We start from the raw sequence: 16,461 nt of genomic DNA, 5'->3' as shown, positions 1-16,461 counted from the left end.
GGTGAAATTGGTAGACACGCCAGACTTAGGATCTGGTGCCTCACGGTGTGAAGGTTCGAGTCCTTTCACCCGCACAAGAATACAAATGACGCCATTGAATGCCAATGGCGTCATTTTTGCTTATACCATTCTTTTTCTACTACCCAAATCCGATTGTTGTTTAAAATTCTCGTTGGCAGTGATATTATCTGGCCTTTGTCCGGGAATCAGTTCAAACATTCAAAACCATTAATTGTTTAAAGAAAAGGTATTGAACAATCGTAGTATGTACTAAAGGTTGTGTTTTGAATAGCGATTGAGGGATTTGGTATATTGACTATTTCAATTCCAATCTAAACTCACATTTAAAATGCAATAGTATAGATATGCACTTTTGAAGCTGCAAGATGAAGGTTTTATCAATTCTGAGATATTAACTCTGCATAGTACGCAAAGAAACGCAGGCCATGGCTTTATCATTTAGGAACGCAAATACAAACCCTGCGGCAATAGGAATGAACAATGAAAAAAGGGTTATTATTTCAGGTTCAGGGTGCACTCCAAAGAAAATGATAAGCCCTAAGAACCAGGCGGGGATATTGCTTAGCAGTTTTATTTTTGACATGTAAGCGAGTGAACCGATAAACAGGAATACTGCTACAGGAAGCCCCAGCCCTCCAAAATAGTTACTTAAGAACATACCGGTAAGCTGTATAGATAGCCCCATAACGATGCCCAGGGCAATTTGCAAAAATGCTTTCAGGGAAGTGATTATTGTTTTACCGAATATGTAAAAGCTAACCCATGCTACAAACATTACCCATGTAGGCCACTGGGCTGCAAAAGAAACGGATACGGCAACTGCCCCGAATAGGCCAAGGAGGATGCCTGTTGAAAATGTTTTCATGATTGTTTATTTTTGTAATTAATAATTTGCCTGACCAATATCAAGCCTTTCTATTTTGCCATCGGCAGTAAGGGAGAATTTAAAATAGGTCTTGAAGTTGCCCCACCGGTCGCTGTGGAATTTACCAAAAAGGCTCAGCCCGTTGTTTTCCACCTTATCTATGGAAGTAAAACGTTCATGCCCCAAGGCCGCTTCGAAAAACTTCCTGAAGTTCATTTTACGCCCGTCGTCATATAACTCCGCATCGGGGGTAAATAGTGCAAACCATGCTTTTGCATCAGCAGACTGTAAAGCATCAATAGTTTTTTTTGCTGTAGGATTGGTTATTACAGATGTATCCATAACGGTATCTCTTTTATTCTGGCTGCAGGCAGATAGTGTTAGCAGTAGGCAGAGGGCTATTATTGTTGATTTCATTATGTATTTAATTTGTAGCCCCTCCGTTAACCAAAAGATGTTGCCCGTTAACAAAAGATGACAGGTTGCCCGCAAAGAACTCGGCGGCGTTTGCCACGTCTTCTACTTCGGCAAGCCTACCCATCGGGCAGCTGTCCAATAATTGTTTCCTGAGTTCAGGATAGCTGCCCTCTTCGGCAAATATACCCGAATGGTCTACCGCAAAAGGTATAATGGAGTTTACGGTTACACCCCTGTGCCCAATTTCTTTAGATAGGATATCTACAAGGTAACGCGGTGTGGTTTTGCTGCCGCCATATACCGCCATACCGGGAACAGGAAATGATGTGGTACTGGATGCGATGTAGATAATCCTGCCGTTGTCTTCAATATTTTTAGCGGCCTGCTGCATTGTGAAGTAGGTACCTTTGGTGTTGATATTAAACACACGGTCAAATTGCTCCTCAGTAAATTCAGTCACCGGTACCTCTACCAGTTCTATACCTGCGTTTGCTACTACAATATCTATTTTCCCAAAGGCAGCTTTAGCCTCTGCAAATAAACGCTCCAGGTCAGCCACTTTACTGATGTCTGCCTGCACGGCAATAACTTTAGCTCCCATTGCCTGTATGTTGCTTACTACTTCGTCGGCACTTGCTTTATCTCTGGAATAGTTAATGACTATGTTGGCGCCCAATGCGGCATAACGTTCTGCTATGGCTTTGCCTAAACCTCTTGCTGATCCTGTAATTATTGCTGTTTTGTTGTTTAAAGTTTTCATGATATGTTTAATTTTTAAAATTGTTGATTTGTTGATTTAAATGTGTTATTGAGATAGTAGTGATTAGACTGTATGGCGTCTAATATGTCAAATCTGTTATATCTAAGTCTAATTAAGCCATCCCTCCGTTAACACCTATATTCTGTGCATTGATCCATTTGGCTTCATCACTAGCAAGAAATACTACCACGTTGGCGATATCCTGAGGTTCGCCAATTCGGTTAAAAGGAGAAAGGGCAGCAAGGCGGTCGATTACTTCCTGAGGTTTTCCGTTAGTAAACAGCTCTGTATTGGTAGGGCCGGGAGAAACCGAATTTACATTAACGCCCCTGTTTCCAATTTCTTTAGAGAATACGCGGGTAAGTTGTTCTACCGCTGATTTTGTGGCTACATAGGTAGCATAGCCGGGAAGCATGATGCGGTTAACTGAGGTTGAAAAGTTAATGATAGAACCATTGTCAGACAGTTTGGTGGCAGCCTCACGAAGGGTGTTAAAGGTACCTTTTACGTTGATGTCGAACTGGCGTGTAAAATCTTCGTCGGTTGTTTGTGCAACGGGCTTGGTAATCATAATACCGGCGTTGTTTACCAGTACATCTATACGGCCAAAGTGGGCAATGGCTGCATCGAAAAGGTTTCTAACATCTTCGCTTTTACTAACATCGGCCTGTAAAGCTATCGCTTCGCCACCGTGGGCAGAAAGTTCTGCGGCAAGGCTTTCTGCAAGTTCTTTACCACCTGCATAGTTGATGATTACTTTTGCTCCTGCGTTTACTAAGTTGCGGGCAATGGTGGCACCAATGCCTCTTGAGGCTCCGGTTACCAATACTACTTTTTGATTTAAATTGCTCATAATATCTTGTTGTTTAATTATAGAGCAAAGATGCGGCGATGGGCGCCCTCAAAAAGTACACGATTTACAGCATAAGATACAAAAATCTAAGATTGGCTGGAATTATGCGTTTTTCTGTAATCGGCAGGTGATTGTGACGTGTATTTTTTAAAGTAATTGCTAAAGTGGGTACTCTCTGTAAACTTTAAAAAATAGGCAACCTCTTTAATACTCATGGCAGAGTTTTGCAGAAGTGACTTAGCCTCGCTAATCGTTTTTTCGGCCAGCCAGGTGCTGATGGTCTTACCGGTCTTACTTTTAATTACGTTGCCAAGGTAATTGGGGTGCAGGTGTTGGAGGTCGGCATAGTCGTTAGCGCGAAAAATTTTATCGGCACGGCCATTAAAAAGGTCGCGGTAATGGTTCTCTAAATTGAGTTTAAAGATTTTTACAATTTGCGAACCACGGTTACCCTCATAAATAGGGTCGTAGTCTTTAAAAAAGTATTCTTTTATTTTAAGAAGTAATACGACAAACAGATTGCCTATGATACGGTTCTTAAAAGTTGAAGTTCCCCAATACTCTTTATGGATATAAAAATACAGTTTCTCCATATCGTTAAAGATATCCATAGATAGCACGCGTGGCTGGATGGTCTCAGTCAGCAGGAACGAGAAGTCTTCAAAAACATCCTGATGTACGTTTTCGCGCAGGTAATCTTCGCTAAAAGTGATGAGGTAGGCCTCATTGATATTTGTCCATTCGAAAGTACGGTAGTTGCCGGGATTGGTAAAGTAGATGGTTTCGGGTTCAATCAAAAAATTATGCTCATCTATACTGTACTTCCCATGCGCATCTTTTACAAAAATGAAACTAAAATAGTCGGGTCTGAAGGGCGGCGATGTATAGGGCAATTCAGTAATGGTATCTTTTAAATTGAATACCGTAAACCCGATATCCTGATTTATTAAATCGAGCGGTAGGCCGAGTTCCTGATATAGGTCGTATAGGGTCTTGGTAAGATACTGAGGTTTTGTCAATGCCATCGCGTAAATTATAACGAGAAAATGTTTTACCATAAATGTATAATGATAGAATCATATATCAAATTATAACGGATAAAAAATAAAAACAATGTATGGAAAGTCAGCAGAGCCTTATAGTTCGTTTCAGGTGAATATTTTCCTCTATTGAATGTTGTAATTCAAAAATAGTGGCCTACCAATAAGTTGCACATAATAAGAATTTCACGCTTGTCGTTCAAAGATTAATACTACACTTAAAAGCCTCAAATCTTTCAGCAAATGGTTCGGGTTTTGTACTATAAGGTAAACAACTTAAAAGCTTCTGATGTCTCAGGAGCTTTTTTTTATGCCCATATCTTTCTTATCTTTATAGAAACCCTTTTTTTATGAATGCTTTTCTATTTGCCTGGAATCCTGAGAAGTGGCCATGGCCAGATCTTGAACAGGATGTAAAAGATCTTGAAGAAACCGGATTATTTACAGATGCCTGGAGCTGTGCCAGCCATAAAGCCGTGCGTGAGGGAGACAGGGCATATCTTATAAAATTAGGTAAAGAACCTAAAGGCATTATTGGTTCGGGGTATATATCGTCTGAACCGTTTATGGGCAAAAACCATCGCGGACAGCCAAGGATGCGTATCCTTGTCAATTTTGAAAGGCTGCTTGATCCAAATAAAGAAGAGATACTTTTGCTGGATGTGCTAAAATCAGGTTCGCTGGCCGCGCAGCACTGGTCTACGCAATCTTCAGGCATAAGGATAAAGCCTGAAGTTGCCGATGAGCTTGAAGATGTATGGCAGGATTTTCTCAGGAATAAGCGAAAAGGCTAAGCTGTCACTGCTGTCTTTGTAAGTTCCCTACGGTATTCGGAGGGATTCATGCCGTTATTTTTCCTGAAGAATTTGGTAAAATGGCTTTCGTCGGTAAAGCCAAATTCTTCTGCAATCTCGGTGATGCGCTTGTCACTGAATTTTAGCCTGGCCTCAATAAGCTTCATTCGGTGATTGCCTATGTATTGCGGTATGGTTTCATTCGTATGCTTTTTAAAATACTTCCCAAGGTATTTGTCTGAAATTCCAAATACGGTACTCATAACCTCTGTGCGCAGCAGTTCTGGAGAGTAGATATTCTTCTGGATGTAATTTATGATGTCCAATGCTTTCTCTTCTGTCTTTTCATCTACTATCTCAGGCAGGTATTTTGCAATGTTGCGGGCTACCAAAACAATAAGCGTATTGACAAGCTGCTGGATAAGCTCCTTATTGTAAAGGTCGCGGTTAACATATTCGCGTATTATGGCTTCGGTAATTGGCTTTACCAGTGTTTTATCAGAAAGGTTTTTAAGTATGCAGCCCGGCTGGTGGTTCGCATTGTTCAGTATGTACTCAAGCCTTTCCACATCTTCAGAATGAAAGGCTTTCGACTTGATATAGATATCATTAAAGCGGAGAAAGAAAAACTCGGTAGTCGTTTCTATAGTGAATGAGTGGCAGTCTTCAGGAGTTATAAGAAACATATGACCTGCATGATACTTAAATTGATTTTGGTTTATGCACTGCTTTCCTGTTCCGGAAATTATATACACCAGCTCAAAGAACATGTGTTTATGGCCTTCTTTAGGCATATCGTCTAATGTCTTATAGATAATTTCAAACGGCTGGTATAAATGTTCTCTCTTCATGGCGTAAAATTACTGAAAAAAGGAAATTATATACCGAAAATTAAACTTTTAACAGTATAATTTTGCTTTTATAAAATGAGACAAATCATGAAAGCAATTATTTTAAATGAATTTGGAGGTGTAGAAAACCTTCGGTATACACAGATAGATAAACCTTTAGCTGGTGCTGATGAGGTAGTAGTCCAGGTAAAGGCAATAAGCATTAATCCGGTTGATGTTAAGACAAGAGCAGGGAAGGGGGTTGCGGGAAGGCTGAAAGACCATCTGCCACTAATATTGGGTTGGGACATTTCAGGTATAATTACCGAAGTTGGTCCATCTGTAACCAAATTTAAAGTGGGTGATGCGGTTTTTGGAATGGTAAACTTTCCGGGTCATGGCAAGGCTTATGCCGAATATGTAGCCGCTCCCGCAGATCAACTGGCGCTAAAACCTTCAAACATATCTTATGAAGAAGCTGCGGCGGCAACATTGGCAGCATTAACAGCATGGCAGGCTGTAACACGTCTTATAAATGTGAAAAAAGGAGACAGGGTGCTCGTTCATGCAGCGGCAGGCGGAGTAGGACAGTTTGCGGTGCAGATAGCGAAAAATCTTGGTGCTTATGTTATTGGTACGTCTTCGGCTGCTAATAAAGATTTTGTTCTTAGCCTTGGCACCGATGAATACATAGATTATAAAGCCCAGCCTTTTGAAGAGGTTGTAAGCGATGTTGATTTTGTGTTTGATAGTGTTGGTGGCGAAAACATAGACCGTTCGTTAAAAGTCATTAAAAAAGGAGGGAGCATTATCAGTATTCCATCAGGATTAAATGACGCGGTTATAGAAAAAGCAAAAGCACTAGGCATTAACGGATACCAATTTATGGTAACCTCTAACGGAACCGATATGGAAGCCCTGGCTGGTCAGCTGGAACGTGGCAAACTGAAATCGCATGTGTCAAAAGTATTTTCATTTGATGAAATGGCAGAGGCTCATTTACACATTGAAAGCGGCAGGACAGTAGGTAAAATTGTAGTAACATTATAAATAAGAACATGAAGTGTATATTTTTTGAAGTGGCATTTTTTATTACAGTATCGGCTTCGGTAGCGCAAACCGTGCAGCCAAAGTTAGAAATAGTGGCAGAGTTACCTGTCAGGCCGGGTAACGTGGCGGTATCAAAAGAAGGTAGAGTGTTTGCAACCATCCATCCTTTAGGAAGCAGCGAAATTCAGCTTATCGAGGTAAAAGGTAAAACGGAATACAGGCAATATCCTGATGCCTCTTTTCAAAAGAATGGTAAACCGGCCTCAGATGCGGCACTTGATACGCCATTAGGGCTGACTTTTGATAAAAACGACAATCTTTGGGTAATCGATATGGGGCAAACAATTGGTAAAACAAGATTATGGAGTTTTGATATCGCTAAAAATAAGCTCATCAATACGATCGAGCTGCCCTTGGATATTGCTCCTAACGGAAGTTTTATTCAGGATGTTGCCATAGACGATATCCATCAATGGGCTTTTCTGGCAGATATAGCCAATCCTGGAATTATTGCCGTCGACCTGAAAACCGGTAAGGCACGACGATTTAGCGGAGCTGCAGCATTGCAGTCAGAAGATATAGATATGGTTATTGATGGAAAGGTGACTTACTTTGGCGGTAAGCCGGCACGCGTTGCCGTAAATCCTATAATCATTTCTCCTGATAGGCAAACCCTTTATTTTGGGTCAATGAACGGAACAAAATGGTATAGCCTGCCTGTAAAATTGTTCAGGGATAATGCAAATGATTTGGATATAACTGCCGCCATAAAAATAGTAGGCGATAAACCAATAAGCGATGGTGCGGGCATAGATGGTAAGGGGAATCACTACTTTACTAATCTTCCCGGGCATGCTGTGAGCAAACTATCCACTAAAGGAAAGTTGACAGATATTATTAAAGATAATAGGCTATTATGGCCGGATAACGTATATTACCGTAACGGTTGGCTTTACATAAGCGTTAATCAGCTTAATACCACGCCCGCTTTCACAGGTGGTAAAGATGAAGGCCACGCTCCTTATTTTATTTATAAATTCAAAAATCCTGAATAATTATGAATACATACAGTTTTCTTATCCTTCGCCTGGCTATAGGGGTCAGTATGTTTACCCATGGCTTGGTGCGCCTTCCTAAGCTTACGGCTTTTAGCGTCTGGATGGTAAATAGCTTTAAGGAATCGATGCTGCCTGAGGTAGTTGTAACTCCATTCAGTTATGCACTTCCCGTGGCTGAATTTACGATAGGGCTTTTGCTGCTGTTAGGACTGTTTACAAAACAGGCTGCCTTTGCAGGAGCAATTGTAATGCTGATGCTTCTTTTTGGTACCGGAATGATAGAAAACTGGGAAGCTGTTCCTTCGCAATTAATCCATGCTGCATTGTTTGCGGTACTGCTGCATTTTATAGGCAGCAACAAATATGCATTAGATAACGTGCTCAAACAGTAAGCTAACTATAAAATAAAGCAGCCCGTAAAGAGTCATCTTTACGGGCTGCTTGCCAAATAAACTAAAGTTTACTTGTTATTATACAATAAACAGGCTTGCAATACTTACTGCTGTAGGTCCGGTTATTGGTTCATCAAAAGATTCTGGTCCTGCTGCTGCAGGAATGTTAGGCACTGTTGATGTGTTGAATCCTGCTTGTACTGCTAGTTCTTCACCATCATATACGGCCTGTGCAGCTGCTGGAAGTCCGCCACGGTCGCTGCCTACAATCCATCCTTTTTGTCCTCTTAATCTTCTTATCTGAGAGGCGTGCATCGCTTCAACTGAGTGAATTTGCAATGCAGTAGTCAGTAAGTCTCCATTAGAGATAAGATTTCCTGCCTGGCCTTTATAAGCGCGTACTCCTGTATCTTCAAAAGCCTGGGCTAATGCAAGAAGGGTAGGGTAATCGTTAAAAGGATCAAAGTTACCGCCTGCTGTAAAGTCAAAAGTTGGTTTAGCCGGTGCGTCGGCACCTAATGCATTTGCAAGAAGGCTTACGTGTGCATTTTCATGTTTTGCTATCTGTGCTATAATTGCCTGGTCAGCCGCCGGTATAATACCAGAATCTAATGCCATAGCATAGAATTCATCTTCAAGGTATTCTAAGGTAAGCGCTAATTGCAAAGCTTCGGTTGGTGTTTCCTGAGGTCCCATAAATGTTGCAGCATTTGCTTTTGTAGGAGCTAAGAATGCTGATAATCCAAATGGTACTGCTGCCATTGCGGCTACTTTTCCCATATTCTGGAACTGGTTAAAACTATCTCTGCGTGAGCCTTTAGCCTGCATGCTGTTGATCATGCCTTCAGTTGTAAACGACTCTAAAAATTTTATGATATTCATGATGTGTCGGATTAAAAGTTAGATTATGGTAAGAATTGAGCTGTAAACTTAGTCTGGATAACATCTAAAGCAGATACTGCTGTGATGATCTGAGACGGTTTAAGTGCCTGTCCAAGTCCTGTAGTAGGATCTACAACATCGTCTCCTGCAAAATCAGCAGAACCAGGGTTGATAAGGCTTCTTATCGCTGCTGCGTGACGTGCTTCTACAGATACAATTTTACCTGCAAGTACAAGATAGTCAGGGGTAGTAATGTATCTTCCTGCTCCGTTGTATGCTGCTACTCCTGTATCTTCAAGGGTTTTGGCAGTTGCAAGAACCTGAGCCCTGCTGCTAAAGCTTAAAGATCCATAATCAAATTCAAGTGCCGGTAGCAACTGGTCCTGGCTGGTAATTACACCAGATATTGCTGCCTTGAAAAACTCTCTGTGTATAACTTCGTGTCTGTAAAGATCAGTAAGTACTGCCTGCTCTTCTGAATTGAAGGTAGATCCAAAAGTGTTACTGTTTACTACTCTTGTATAGAAATCTGCTTCTAACTGCTCAAGTGCATAAGCATAAGTAAGGACACCAAGGTCGCCTCCTCCTAAATCAAAAACACCATTTCTAACTCCCGGTTTCTGGTCATCTTTAGTGCCGCCGTTATTGTCGTCGTCACTGCTGCAACCAGCCATAACAAGCCCTGCTCCCGCAAGGGTAATCCCGCTGATCCTTAGAAAGTTTCTCCTGCTGTGCAGCGACTTAACTTCCTCTACTTGTACCTTTTTCATAATATGAAAGAATTAATAGTTAATAATCTTTTGGCAGGTGTGGCCAGATATTTTTGTTGGTAATCAAAGTTACTTTTAACTTACGGCGATTAAACAGTCTTGGTTTTTAACAATTGAATAATTTATTGCATTTTAACTTTTTTTTAGCAAAATCTTCAAAGTGAAAACGTTTTTAACATGTTGATTATTAGTTGTTTTGGTTTCTTTTTTGGTGTAGTTTATTAAAATGCTTTAACATTTGTTCGTTTTTTAAGTTTATGAGTTAATTAACTAAAAATCAATGTTATTTAATTGTTACGATGTTAAATTTTATACAATTAACCTTACATTCAGTTTTTAAAAAATGATTTTAATGAAGATTTGGTATAAATTGTAACTATTATCTAATGAACGGCGAAAAAATCATCATTTTTTTGTTTCTTTACAGTATAAACACATTTTAAGGCCATGAAACAAAAAGCTACATTAAAACAAATAGCCAAAGAGTTAAACGTATCTGTATCCACAGTTTCTAAAGCGTTAAGCAACAGCCCCGAGATAAGCGAACCTACAAAAATAAAAGTGCAGGAATTTGCCAAGCTTAAAAATTACAAGCCTAACAACATTGCTGTAAACCTTAAAAATAAAACAACCAAAACCATTGGTGTCATCATACCTAATATCCTGAACCCGTTTTTTGCAAAAGTATTCAGTGGTATAGAGCAGGCGGCTAATGACAGGGGATATAATGTTATTACATGTATCTCTAACGAGTCGCTGGAAAAAGAAATCCATGCCATGGATATGCTTAGCAATGGTACTATAGACGGATTTATATTGTCTATATCTGAAGAAACCCAAAAAGAACAGGAGTTTAAGCATTTTAAAGAAGCTATCAGCGATGATCTTCCTATAGTAATGTTCGACAGGATTTCTGAAGAAGTAAATTGCGATAAAGTAATTGTAGATGATTTTGATTCAGCTGTAGATGGTACAACGCATCTCATTAAACTTAAATGTAAAAATATAGCGCTGCTTTCTACAATCCATAACCTTAGTGTTAGTAAACTTCGTGAAGAGGGCTACCAGAAGGCACTTACTGATAACGGCTATAAGATTAATGAAAAGCTAATGGTATTTACCGATAATACTGATGAGTTTGACGAAAAACTTAAATTATTATTTGATACCCAGTCGATAGACGGTGTTTTTGCCTTAGATGAGCATGCCTCTGTAATGGCAATGAAAGCTGCCATTAAAAAAGGAATTAAAATTCCTGACGAACTTCAGATCATTGGCTTTGCCGATGGGGTATGGTCTAAACGCCTTACGCCAAGTCTTTCTACAGTTAGCCAGCACGCTCCCGAAATCGGGCAGGCCGCTGCCGATATGCTTATAGACAGGCTGGAAGACAAATCTGAAGAAGCTCCTGAATATGTAACAAAGGTTATCAAAACAGAGCTTAGGCAGCGTGAATCTACCAAAAAGCTATAACAGTTCGCTGTATTGAAAAATACACTCCTTAAAATACGATCGATATATCCTGTGAGTGATGCATCGCTGGTAAAGCTTACGGCACTTTTTACAGAGCGTTCTTTTTCCCGTGGCGAAATAATCATGAAAGAGGGCAGGGTAGAGAAATCAATGTTTTTTATAGAATCGGGATTGGTAAGGGCGTATAGCGACCTGCCTGACCGCGAGGTTACTTTTTGGCTTGGCCTGGAAGGTGATTATGTTATATCAATGCGGAGTTTCATAAATAACGAACCCGGTTACGAAACTATAGAAGTGCTAGAAGACAGTATTCTGTATGAGGCAGATGCTGCAAAACTCATTTCCCTTTTTGAATCAGATATTGAGTTGGCTAACTGGAGCAGGAAGCTTGCAGAATATGAACTGCTTAAGCTGGAGGAAAAGTTTATCTACCGTCAGTTTAAAACTGCCACCGAAGTGTATGCCGAATTACTTGAAAGGATCCCTTCGCTGCCTAATCGCGTCCCGCTGAAGCATATTGCTTCTTATCTTGGCATAAGTCAGGTTTCCCTAAGCCGCATACGCGCTAAGATAAAATAGCAGCATTATTTAACAAATGTAAAATAATAGCAGCTATGCCGGTTCTACCTTTGCTTAAATTTAAAGAAAAGCATTATGAACTGGGTTTATCTTATCATCGCGGGCGTACTGGAACTGCTGTTTACCACGAGCCTGAAATTATCAAATAACTTTACCAATTATAAATGGGTAGCTGTGTTTATCAGCTGTATTATCGTTAGTTTCTATTTTGTCAACAAAGCAACCCAAACAATACCTTTGGGAACGGTATATGCCGTGTGGACAGGTATAGGTGCTGTTGGGACGGTAATTATTGGAATGGTCTATTTTGATGAGCCTGTCAATTTCTGGCGCATCTTTTTTATCTGTACGCTTATACTATCTATTATCGGGCTTAAGTTTCTTGGAGGTGAAGCTGCTCATTAATAGTGCAAAAAATATACAAAGCAAAAGGCCTCATTTGAGGCCTTTCTTATTCTTTAGTAAATTGAGATGTCGTTCCATCTGCCTGCTTTAGTGTAAAGCCCTTTGTATTAAAGGTTATTGTTATGCCGGCAGGATCAAAATTAAATTCCGTCTCGCTCAATGGATTGAGCGGGAATGATCCCTGATCTGTAGCATGGGCTATTAGAACGCCGTTTACAAGTTTTATGTCAACTTTAAAGGGCAGGGCAGGGTTAGTGTAAATGCCTTCGTAGCGTTTTAAAACATCCTCGCCGATTTTTGCACTTTTAAAATTAGGAAAGATATACGGCAGCTTGTAATAGCAGCTTAATACACCCTGCACCAATTCGTCCATGTTATAATCGCTGCCATTCAGTGTTATTGCAAAGCCAAAATCGTCTTTAGGGTAATAGCCTAAAACCGATTCGAAAGACTCTATTCCGCCGTTATGGCCAAAGAACTTGCGCTCTATAAACGGGTAGGTAAAAATCCCTTTGCCAAAGCCCATATCCATGGTTGTCATCAGCGTCAGGCTTTCTTTTTTGATAAGTCTTCCGTCAAAAAGGGCCTTTGCAAAACGTGTAAGATCGGCGGGCGTAGACTGTATGGCGCCTGCACCTCCCGCAACCGACTCATTCCATTCTTCAGATCTTATCCATTTGCTATTATTATAAGCATAGGATGCAGCCTCGTTTTTCTTTGGATTTATTTTTGAAAAGTAATACGTGCTTTTAAGTCCGGCCTTGTTAGCAATGCGGTTTGCCACACTCTCTTTATAAGGTTTCTTGGTAATATCCTGAATAATGTAGCCTAACAACAGGTAATTGGTGTTGCTGTATTCTGCCTTTTCTCCGGGTGCAAATGCAGCAGGATACGATTCTATACGGCCAAGCATATCCCTCCTGTTCTGGATTTTAGTTCTGTAACCTTCAAAGTCAGGGCTGGCAGTATAATTATAAAGGCCGCTCTTGTGGTTAAGCAAATCGCTAATGGTTATCTTATCAGCATTTTTAATCTTTGGGAAATACTCCGAAAGCTTTGTGTTCAGCGTAAGTTTTTTTTCTTCGATGAGCTGAAATATAATTACCGAAGTAAACATTTTTGTAATTGAGCCAATTTTGTATTTTGTCTTAGGGTTTGCCTGCATTTTAGATTCAATTTCTGCATAACCATAAGCTTTCTCAAAAACGACCCTGCCTTTTTCGGAAACGGCAACAGACCCCATAAACTTATTATTGTTGTACAGGTAGGTGAGAAGACTGTCTATCTTCCTGAATTTTGCGCCTTCCTGCTGGGCAAATAAAGACGCAGCCAGCAGGATCATTAATAAGCTTAAAAGTGTTTTTCTCATAAATTAAAAATGACTTATGGACCCTTCAGGCAGTATTAATGCGCTTCCAGCCAGTTGCGGCCTTCGCCCATATCTACTTCAAGCGGCACATCCAGTTGGAACGCGCTCTCCATTTCCTGCTTGATCATCGGTTTTATTTTCTCAAGTTCACTATTATGAACGTCAAAAACAAGTTCATCGTGTACCTGAAGCAACATTTTGCTTTTCCAGTTCTCGTTTACCAGCCTTTTCTGGATGTTGATCATGGCAATTTTAATAATGTCTGCGGCACTTCCCTGTATAGGTGCATTTACAGCATTACGCTCTGCACCACCGCGTACTACCTGGTTTTGCGAGTTTATATCCTTTAGATACCTGCGTCGGCCAGATATGGTTTGCACATATCCCTGCTCGCGCGCAATCTCTACCTGCTCATTAATGTATTGTTTAAGCCTTGGGTAGGTTTTATAATACGCATCTATAAGGTCTTTAGATTCTGAACGGCTCAATGACGTCTGATTGCTAAGTCCAAATGCCGAAACACCATACACTATACCAAAGTTCACAGTCTTGGCATGGCTTCTCTGCTCACGGGTAACTTCTTCCAGCGGTACGTTAAATACTTTTGCTGCTGTGGATGCGTGAATGTCTTCGCCTTTCCGGAAAGCATTAACCATTTCCGGGTCACTGCTTAGTGCTGCGATAATACGCAGTTCTATCTGCGAATAATCGGCAGAAACAATAGTATATTCTTCATCGCGGGCGATAAAAGCTTTTCTTATGTGTCTTCCTCTTTCGGTACGGATAGGGATATTCTGCAGGTTAGGGTTGTTAGAGCTCAAACGTCCAGTAGCGGCTACTGTCTGCATATAATCGGTATGTACGCGGCCGGTATTTGCTTCAACCTGTAGTGGCAATGCTTCAACATAGGTATTTTGCAGTTTTACAAGCTGTCTCCATTCTAAAATATCAGCGACAATAGGATTTTCAAGCGCCAGGTACGATAAAACTTCCTCACCGGTGGCATATTGGCCTGTTTTGGTTTTCTTTTGTTTTGCACCGCCTATTTTAAGCCTGTCAAACAATACCTCTCCCAATTGTTTTGGTGAGGCAAGGTTAAACGGTTCGCCTGCGGTTTCATATATTTTTTGTTCAAGCCTTTTTATGTCGTTAGAAAGTTCTGCCGAAAGTTCTTTCAGGTAGGGGGTGTCAAGTCTGATGCCTTCCTGTTCCATGGCGGCAAGCACCGGCATAAGTGGAATCTCGATTTCGTCAAAAAGCTTGCGTGTATCGGTTTCCTCCAGCATAGGCGCAAATATTTCCTTAAGCTGAAGCGTGATGTCAGCATCTTCCACTGCATATTCTTTTATCTGTTCCAGCTCAACATCGCGCATGGTTTTTTGGCCTTTGCCTTTTTTACCAATAAGCGATTCGATAGGCACGGGCGAATATTTAAGGTAGGTTTCTGCAAGGATGTCCATACCGTGGCGCATATCAGGATTAATAAGATAATGCGCGATCATGGTATCAAATATTTTACCTTTTACAGTTACGCCATACTGGGCAAGCATTTCAAGGTCATATTTTAAATTCTGGCCTATCTTTTCTATATTCTCGTCTTCAAAGAACGGAAGGAACAGGTTTACGATCTCCTGCGCTTCCTCCCTGTTTTCGGGAACAGGCACATAAAATCCCTTACCTTTTTCCCATGAGAACGAAAGTCCTACCAGTTCGGCAGTAAGCGGATTGATCCCGGTTGTTTCGGTATCAAAGCTCACGGCGGTTTGGTTAAGCAGGTCGCGCAGCAGGAAGTTTATAGCCATTTTACCCTGTACGGCCTGGTAAAAATGGTCGGTATTTTCTATGGTATTATAAAAGCCTGAAAGTGTATTTATGGCAGCAGGATCTGCTGCGCCTTCGCCAAATAAAGAGAATTGCTGTTCGTTCTTTACAATGGTCTTAGTAGGAGAGTAGCCCTGGACCGCAGGTCCGTCAAGGGTGCTGTTTTCGTCAAACAGTTTATGGAACTGTTCTGCCATACGGCGAAATTCCAGTTCGTTGAATAACACTTCAACCTTCTCTGTGTCAGGTTTAGTAAGTTCGTAGTCTGTTTCGTTAAAGCTAACATCACAGTCTATTATAATAGTGGCAAGTTTTTTAGACATTATGCCTTTTTCCTTATTTGCCTCAATGTTCTCACGCATTTTCCCTTTCAGCTCGTGTGTATTGGCAAGCAGGTTCTCCATAGAACCGTATTCTTTCAATAGCTTTTTGGCTGTTTTTTCGCCTACGCCGGGTAATCCCGGAATATTATCCACAGCATCACCCATCATGCCTAAAAAATCGATTACCTGCTCAGGGCGTTCAATTTCAAAACGTTCCAATACTTCAGGAACGCCCCATATCTCAATGCCGTTACCCATGCGGGCAGGGCGGTACATAAAGATATTTTCGCTTACCAGCTGGGCAAAATCCTTGTCGGGCGTAACCATATATACCTGGTAATTTTGTTTTTCTGCCTGTTTGGCAATCGTGCCAATAAGGTCATCTGCCTCACAGCCTGCCGACTCAATAACCGGTATATGCATTGCCTTTAATAGTTCCTGTATATAAGGTACTGCGATTTTAATCGCTTCAGGAGTTTCGTCACGGTTTGCCTTGTAGTCAGAATACATTTCGGTACGGACGGCACTGCCTTCCTTATCAAAGGCTACTGCCAAATGGTCTGGCCTCTCACGCTTAATAACATCAAGCAGTGAGTTCATAAACCCCATGATTGCAGAGGTATCCATACCCTTTGAGTTGATCCTCGGATTTTTTATAAAGGCGTAATATCCACGAAATATAAGCGCGTAAGCATCTAAAAGGAAAAGGCGTTTTTGTTGTGACATGTAAAAATCTATTTGGCGTAAAAATAAGCAAAC

General features: G+C 40.8%; 17 protein-coding genes. 7 read left to right on the top strand and 10 right to left on the bottom strand.

Features of this window, described 5'->3' with window-relative positions; genetic code table 11:
- Window positions 1-412: 412 nt before the first annotated feature.
- From R1T16_RS18000 to R1T16_RS17980, 5 genes are all read right to left on the bottom strand, one after another.
- Entirely contained in the window at window positions 413-886 is a 474-nt protein-coding gene (locus R1T16_RS18000; RefSeq protein WP_317502524.1) for a DUF1097 domain-containing protein, read from the bottom strand.
- An 18-nt stretch (window positions 887-904) separates the two neighbouring features.
- A complete protein-coding gene (locus tag R1T16_RS17995) occupies window positions 905-1,303 on the bottom strand; it encodes a nuclear transport factor 2 family protein (protein ID WP_317502523.1) in 399 nt (132 codons plus the stop codon).
- Window positions 1,304-1,310: 7 nt separating this feature from the next.
- Window positions 1,311-2,063, bottom strand: coding sequence for an SDR family oxidoreductase (locus R1T16_RS17990; RefSeq protein ID WP_317502522.1), 753 nt, complete (start codon window positions 2,061-2,063; stop codon window positions 1,311-1,313).
- Between the two features lie 112 nt (window positions 2,064-2,175).
- Complete coding sequence (locus tag R1T16_RS17985; RefSeq protein WP_317502521.1) at window positions 2,176-2,916, bottom strand: SDR family oxidoreductase; 741 nt, start codon at window positions 2,914-2,916, stop codon at window positions 2,176-2,178.
- An 86-nt stretch (window positions 2,917-3,002) separates the two neighbouring features.
- The gene (locus R1T16_RS17980; protein WP_317502520.1) at window positions 3,003-3,941 is read right to left on the bottom strand and encodes an AraC family transcriptional regulator; all 939 of its coding nucleotides are present in this window, start codon (window positions 3,939-3,941) and stop codon (window positions 3,003-3,005) included.
- A gap of 365 nt (window positions 3,942-4,306) precedes the next feature.
- Between R1T16_RS17980 and R1T16_RS17975 the strand changes: the two genes are divergently transcribed.
- Window positions 4,307-4,750, top strand: coding sequence for a hypothetical protein (locus R1T16_RS17975; protein WP_317502519.1), 444 nt, complete (start codon window positions 4,307-4,309; stop codon window positions 4,748-4,750).
- Here R1T16_RS17975 and R1T16_RS17970 read toward each other — a convergent pair.
- Window positions 4,747-5,601 carry an AraC family transcriptional regulator gene (locus R1T16_RS17970; RefSeq protein ID WP_317502518.1) on the bottom strand — a complete coding sequence of 285 codons (855 nt, stop codon included), beginning with the start codon at window positions 5,599-5,601 and terminating at the stop codon, window positions 4,747-4,749. The two genes, R1T16_RS17975 and R1T16_RS17970, sit on opposite strands and share 4 nt — an antisense overlap.
- A gap of 87 nt (window positions 5,602-5,688) precedes the next feature.
- Here R1T16_RS17970 and R1T16_RS17965 point away from each other — a divergent pair, with 87 nt between their 5' ends.
- Genes R1T16_RS17965 through R1T16_RS17955 form a run of 3 tightly spaced genes read left to right on the top strand, consistent with a single transcriptional unit; the run spans window position 5,689 to window position 8,080 of the window.
- Window positions 5,689-6,630, top strand: a complete 942-nt coding sequence (locus R1T16_RS17965) for an NADP-dependent oxidoreductase (RefSeq protein WP_317502517.1) — start codon at window positions 5,689-5,691, stop codon at window positions 6,628-6,630.
- An 8-nt stretch (window positions 6,631-6,638) separates the two neighbouring features.
- Entirely contained in the window at window positions 6,639-7,685 is a 1,047-nt protein-coding gene (locus tag R1T16_RS17960) for an L-dopachrome tautomerase-related protein (protein WP_317502516.1), read from the top strand.
- A gap of 2 nt (window positions 7,686-7,687) precedes the next feature.
- The gene (locus R1T16_RS17955; protein ID WP_317502515.1) at window positions 7,688-8,080 is read left to right on the top strand and encodes a DoxX family membrane protein; all 393 of its coding nucleotides are present in this window, start codon (window positions 7,688-7,690) and stop codon (window positions 8,078-8,080) included.
- Window positions 8,081-8,158: 78 nt separating this feature from the next.
- Here R1T16_RS17955 and R1T16_RS17950 read toward each other — a convergent pair whose 3' ends face one another.
- Window positions 8,159-8,962 carry a ferritin-like domain-containing protein gene (locus R1T16_RS17950; protein ID WP_317502514.1) on the bottom strand — a complete coding sequence of 268 codons (804 nt, stop codon included), beginning with the start codon at window positions 8,960-8,962 and terminating at the stop codon, window positions 8,159-8,161.
- 23 nt (window positions 8,963-8,985) lie between these two features.
- Window positions 8,986-9,732, bottom strand: coding sequence for a ferritin-like domain-containing protein (locus R1T16_RS17945; RefSeq protein WP_317502513.1), 747 nt, complete (start codon window positions 9,730-9,732; stop codon window positions 8,986-8,988).
- 447 nt (window positions 9,733-10,179) lie between these two features.
- On the opposite strand from R1T16_RS17945, the gene R1T16_RS17940 reads away from it, so the two are divergent.
- From R1T16_RS17940 to R1T16_RS17930, 3 genes are all read left to right on the top strand, one after another.
- Window positions 10,180-11,205: a LacI family DNA-binding transcriptional regulator gene (locus R1T16_RS17940; RefSeq protein WP_317502512.1), complete on the top strand. Its 1,026-nt coding sequence runs from the start codon at window positions 10,180-10,182 to the stop codon at window positions 11,203-11,205.
- 12 nt (window positions 11,206-11,217) lie between these two features.
- Window positions 11,218-11,784: a Crp/Fnr family transcriptional regulator gene (locus tag R1T16_RS17935; protein WP_317502511.1), complete on the top strand. Its 567-nt coding sequence runs from the start codon at window positions 11,218-11,220 to the stop codon at window positions 11,782-11,784.
- A gap of 75 nt (window positions 11,785-11,859) precedes the next feature.
- A complete protein-coding gene (locus R1T16_RS17930; RefSeq protein ID WP_317502510.1) occupies window positions 11,860-12,189 on the top strand; it encodes a multidrug efflux SMR transporter in 330 nt (109 codons plus the stop codon).
- A 46-nt stretch (window positions 12,190-12,235) separates the two neighbouring features.
- Here R1T16_RS17930 and R1T16_RS17925 read toward each other — a convergent pair whose 3' ends face one another.
- Together R1T16_RS17925 and polA are read right to left on the bottom strand one after the other, a co-directional pair.
- Window positions 12,236-13,558, bottom strand: a complete 1,323-nt coding sequence (locus tag R1T16_RS17925; RefSeq protein ID WP_317502509.1) for a serine hydrolase domain-containing protein — start codon at window positions 13,556-13,558, stop codon at window positions 12,236-12,238.
- Window positions 13,559-13,593: 35 nt separating this feature from the next.
- Entirely contained in the window at window positions 13,594-16,428 is a 2,835-nt protein-coding gene (gene polA / locus R1T16_RS17920; protein WP_317502508.1) for a DNA polymerase I, read from the bottom strand.
- Window positions 16,429-16,461 lie beyond the last annotated feature (33 nt).

This window comes from Flavobacterium sp. DG1-102-2, assembly GCF_033042555.1.
Taxonomy (GTDB): domain Bacteria; phylum Bacteroidota; class Bacteroidia; order Flavobacteriales; family Flavobacteriaceae; genus Flavobacterium.
Note: the sequence above shows the minus strand (reverse complement) of the source record. Positions and strands in the feature narration are given on the sequence as shown.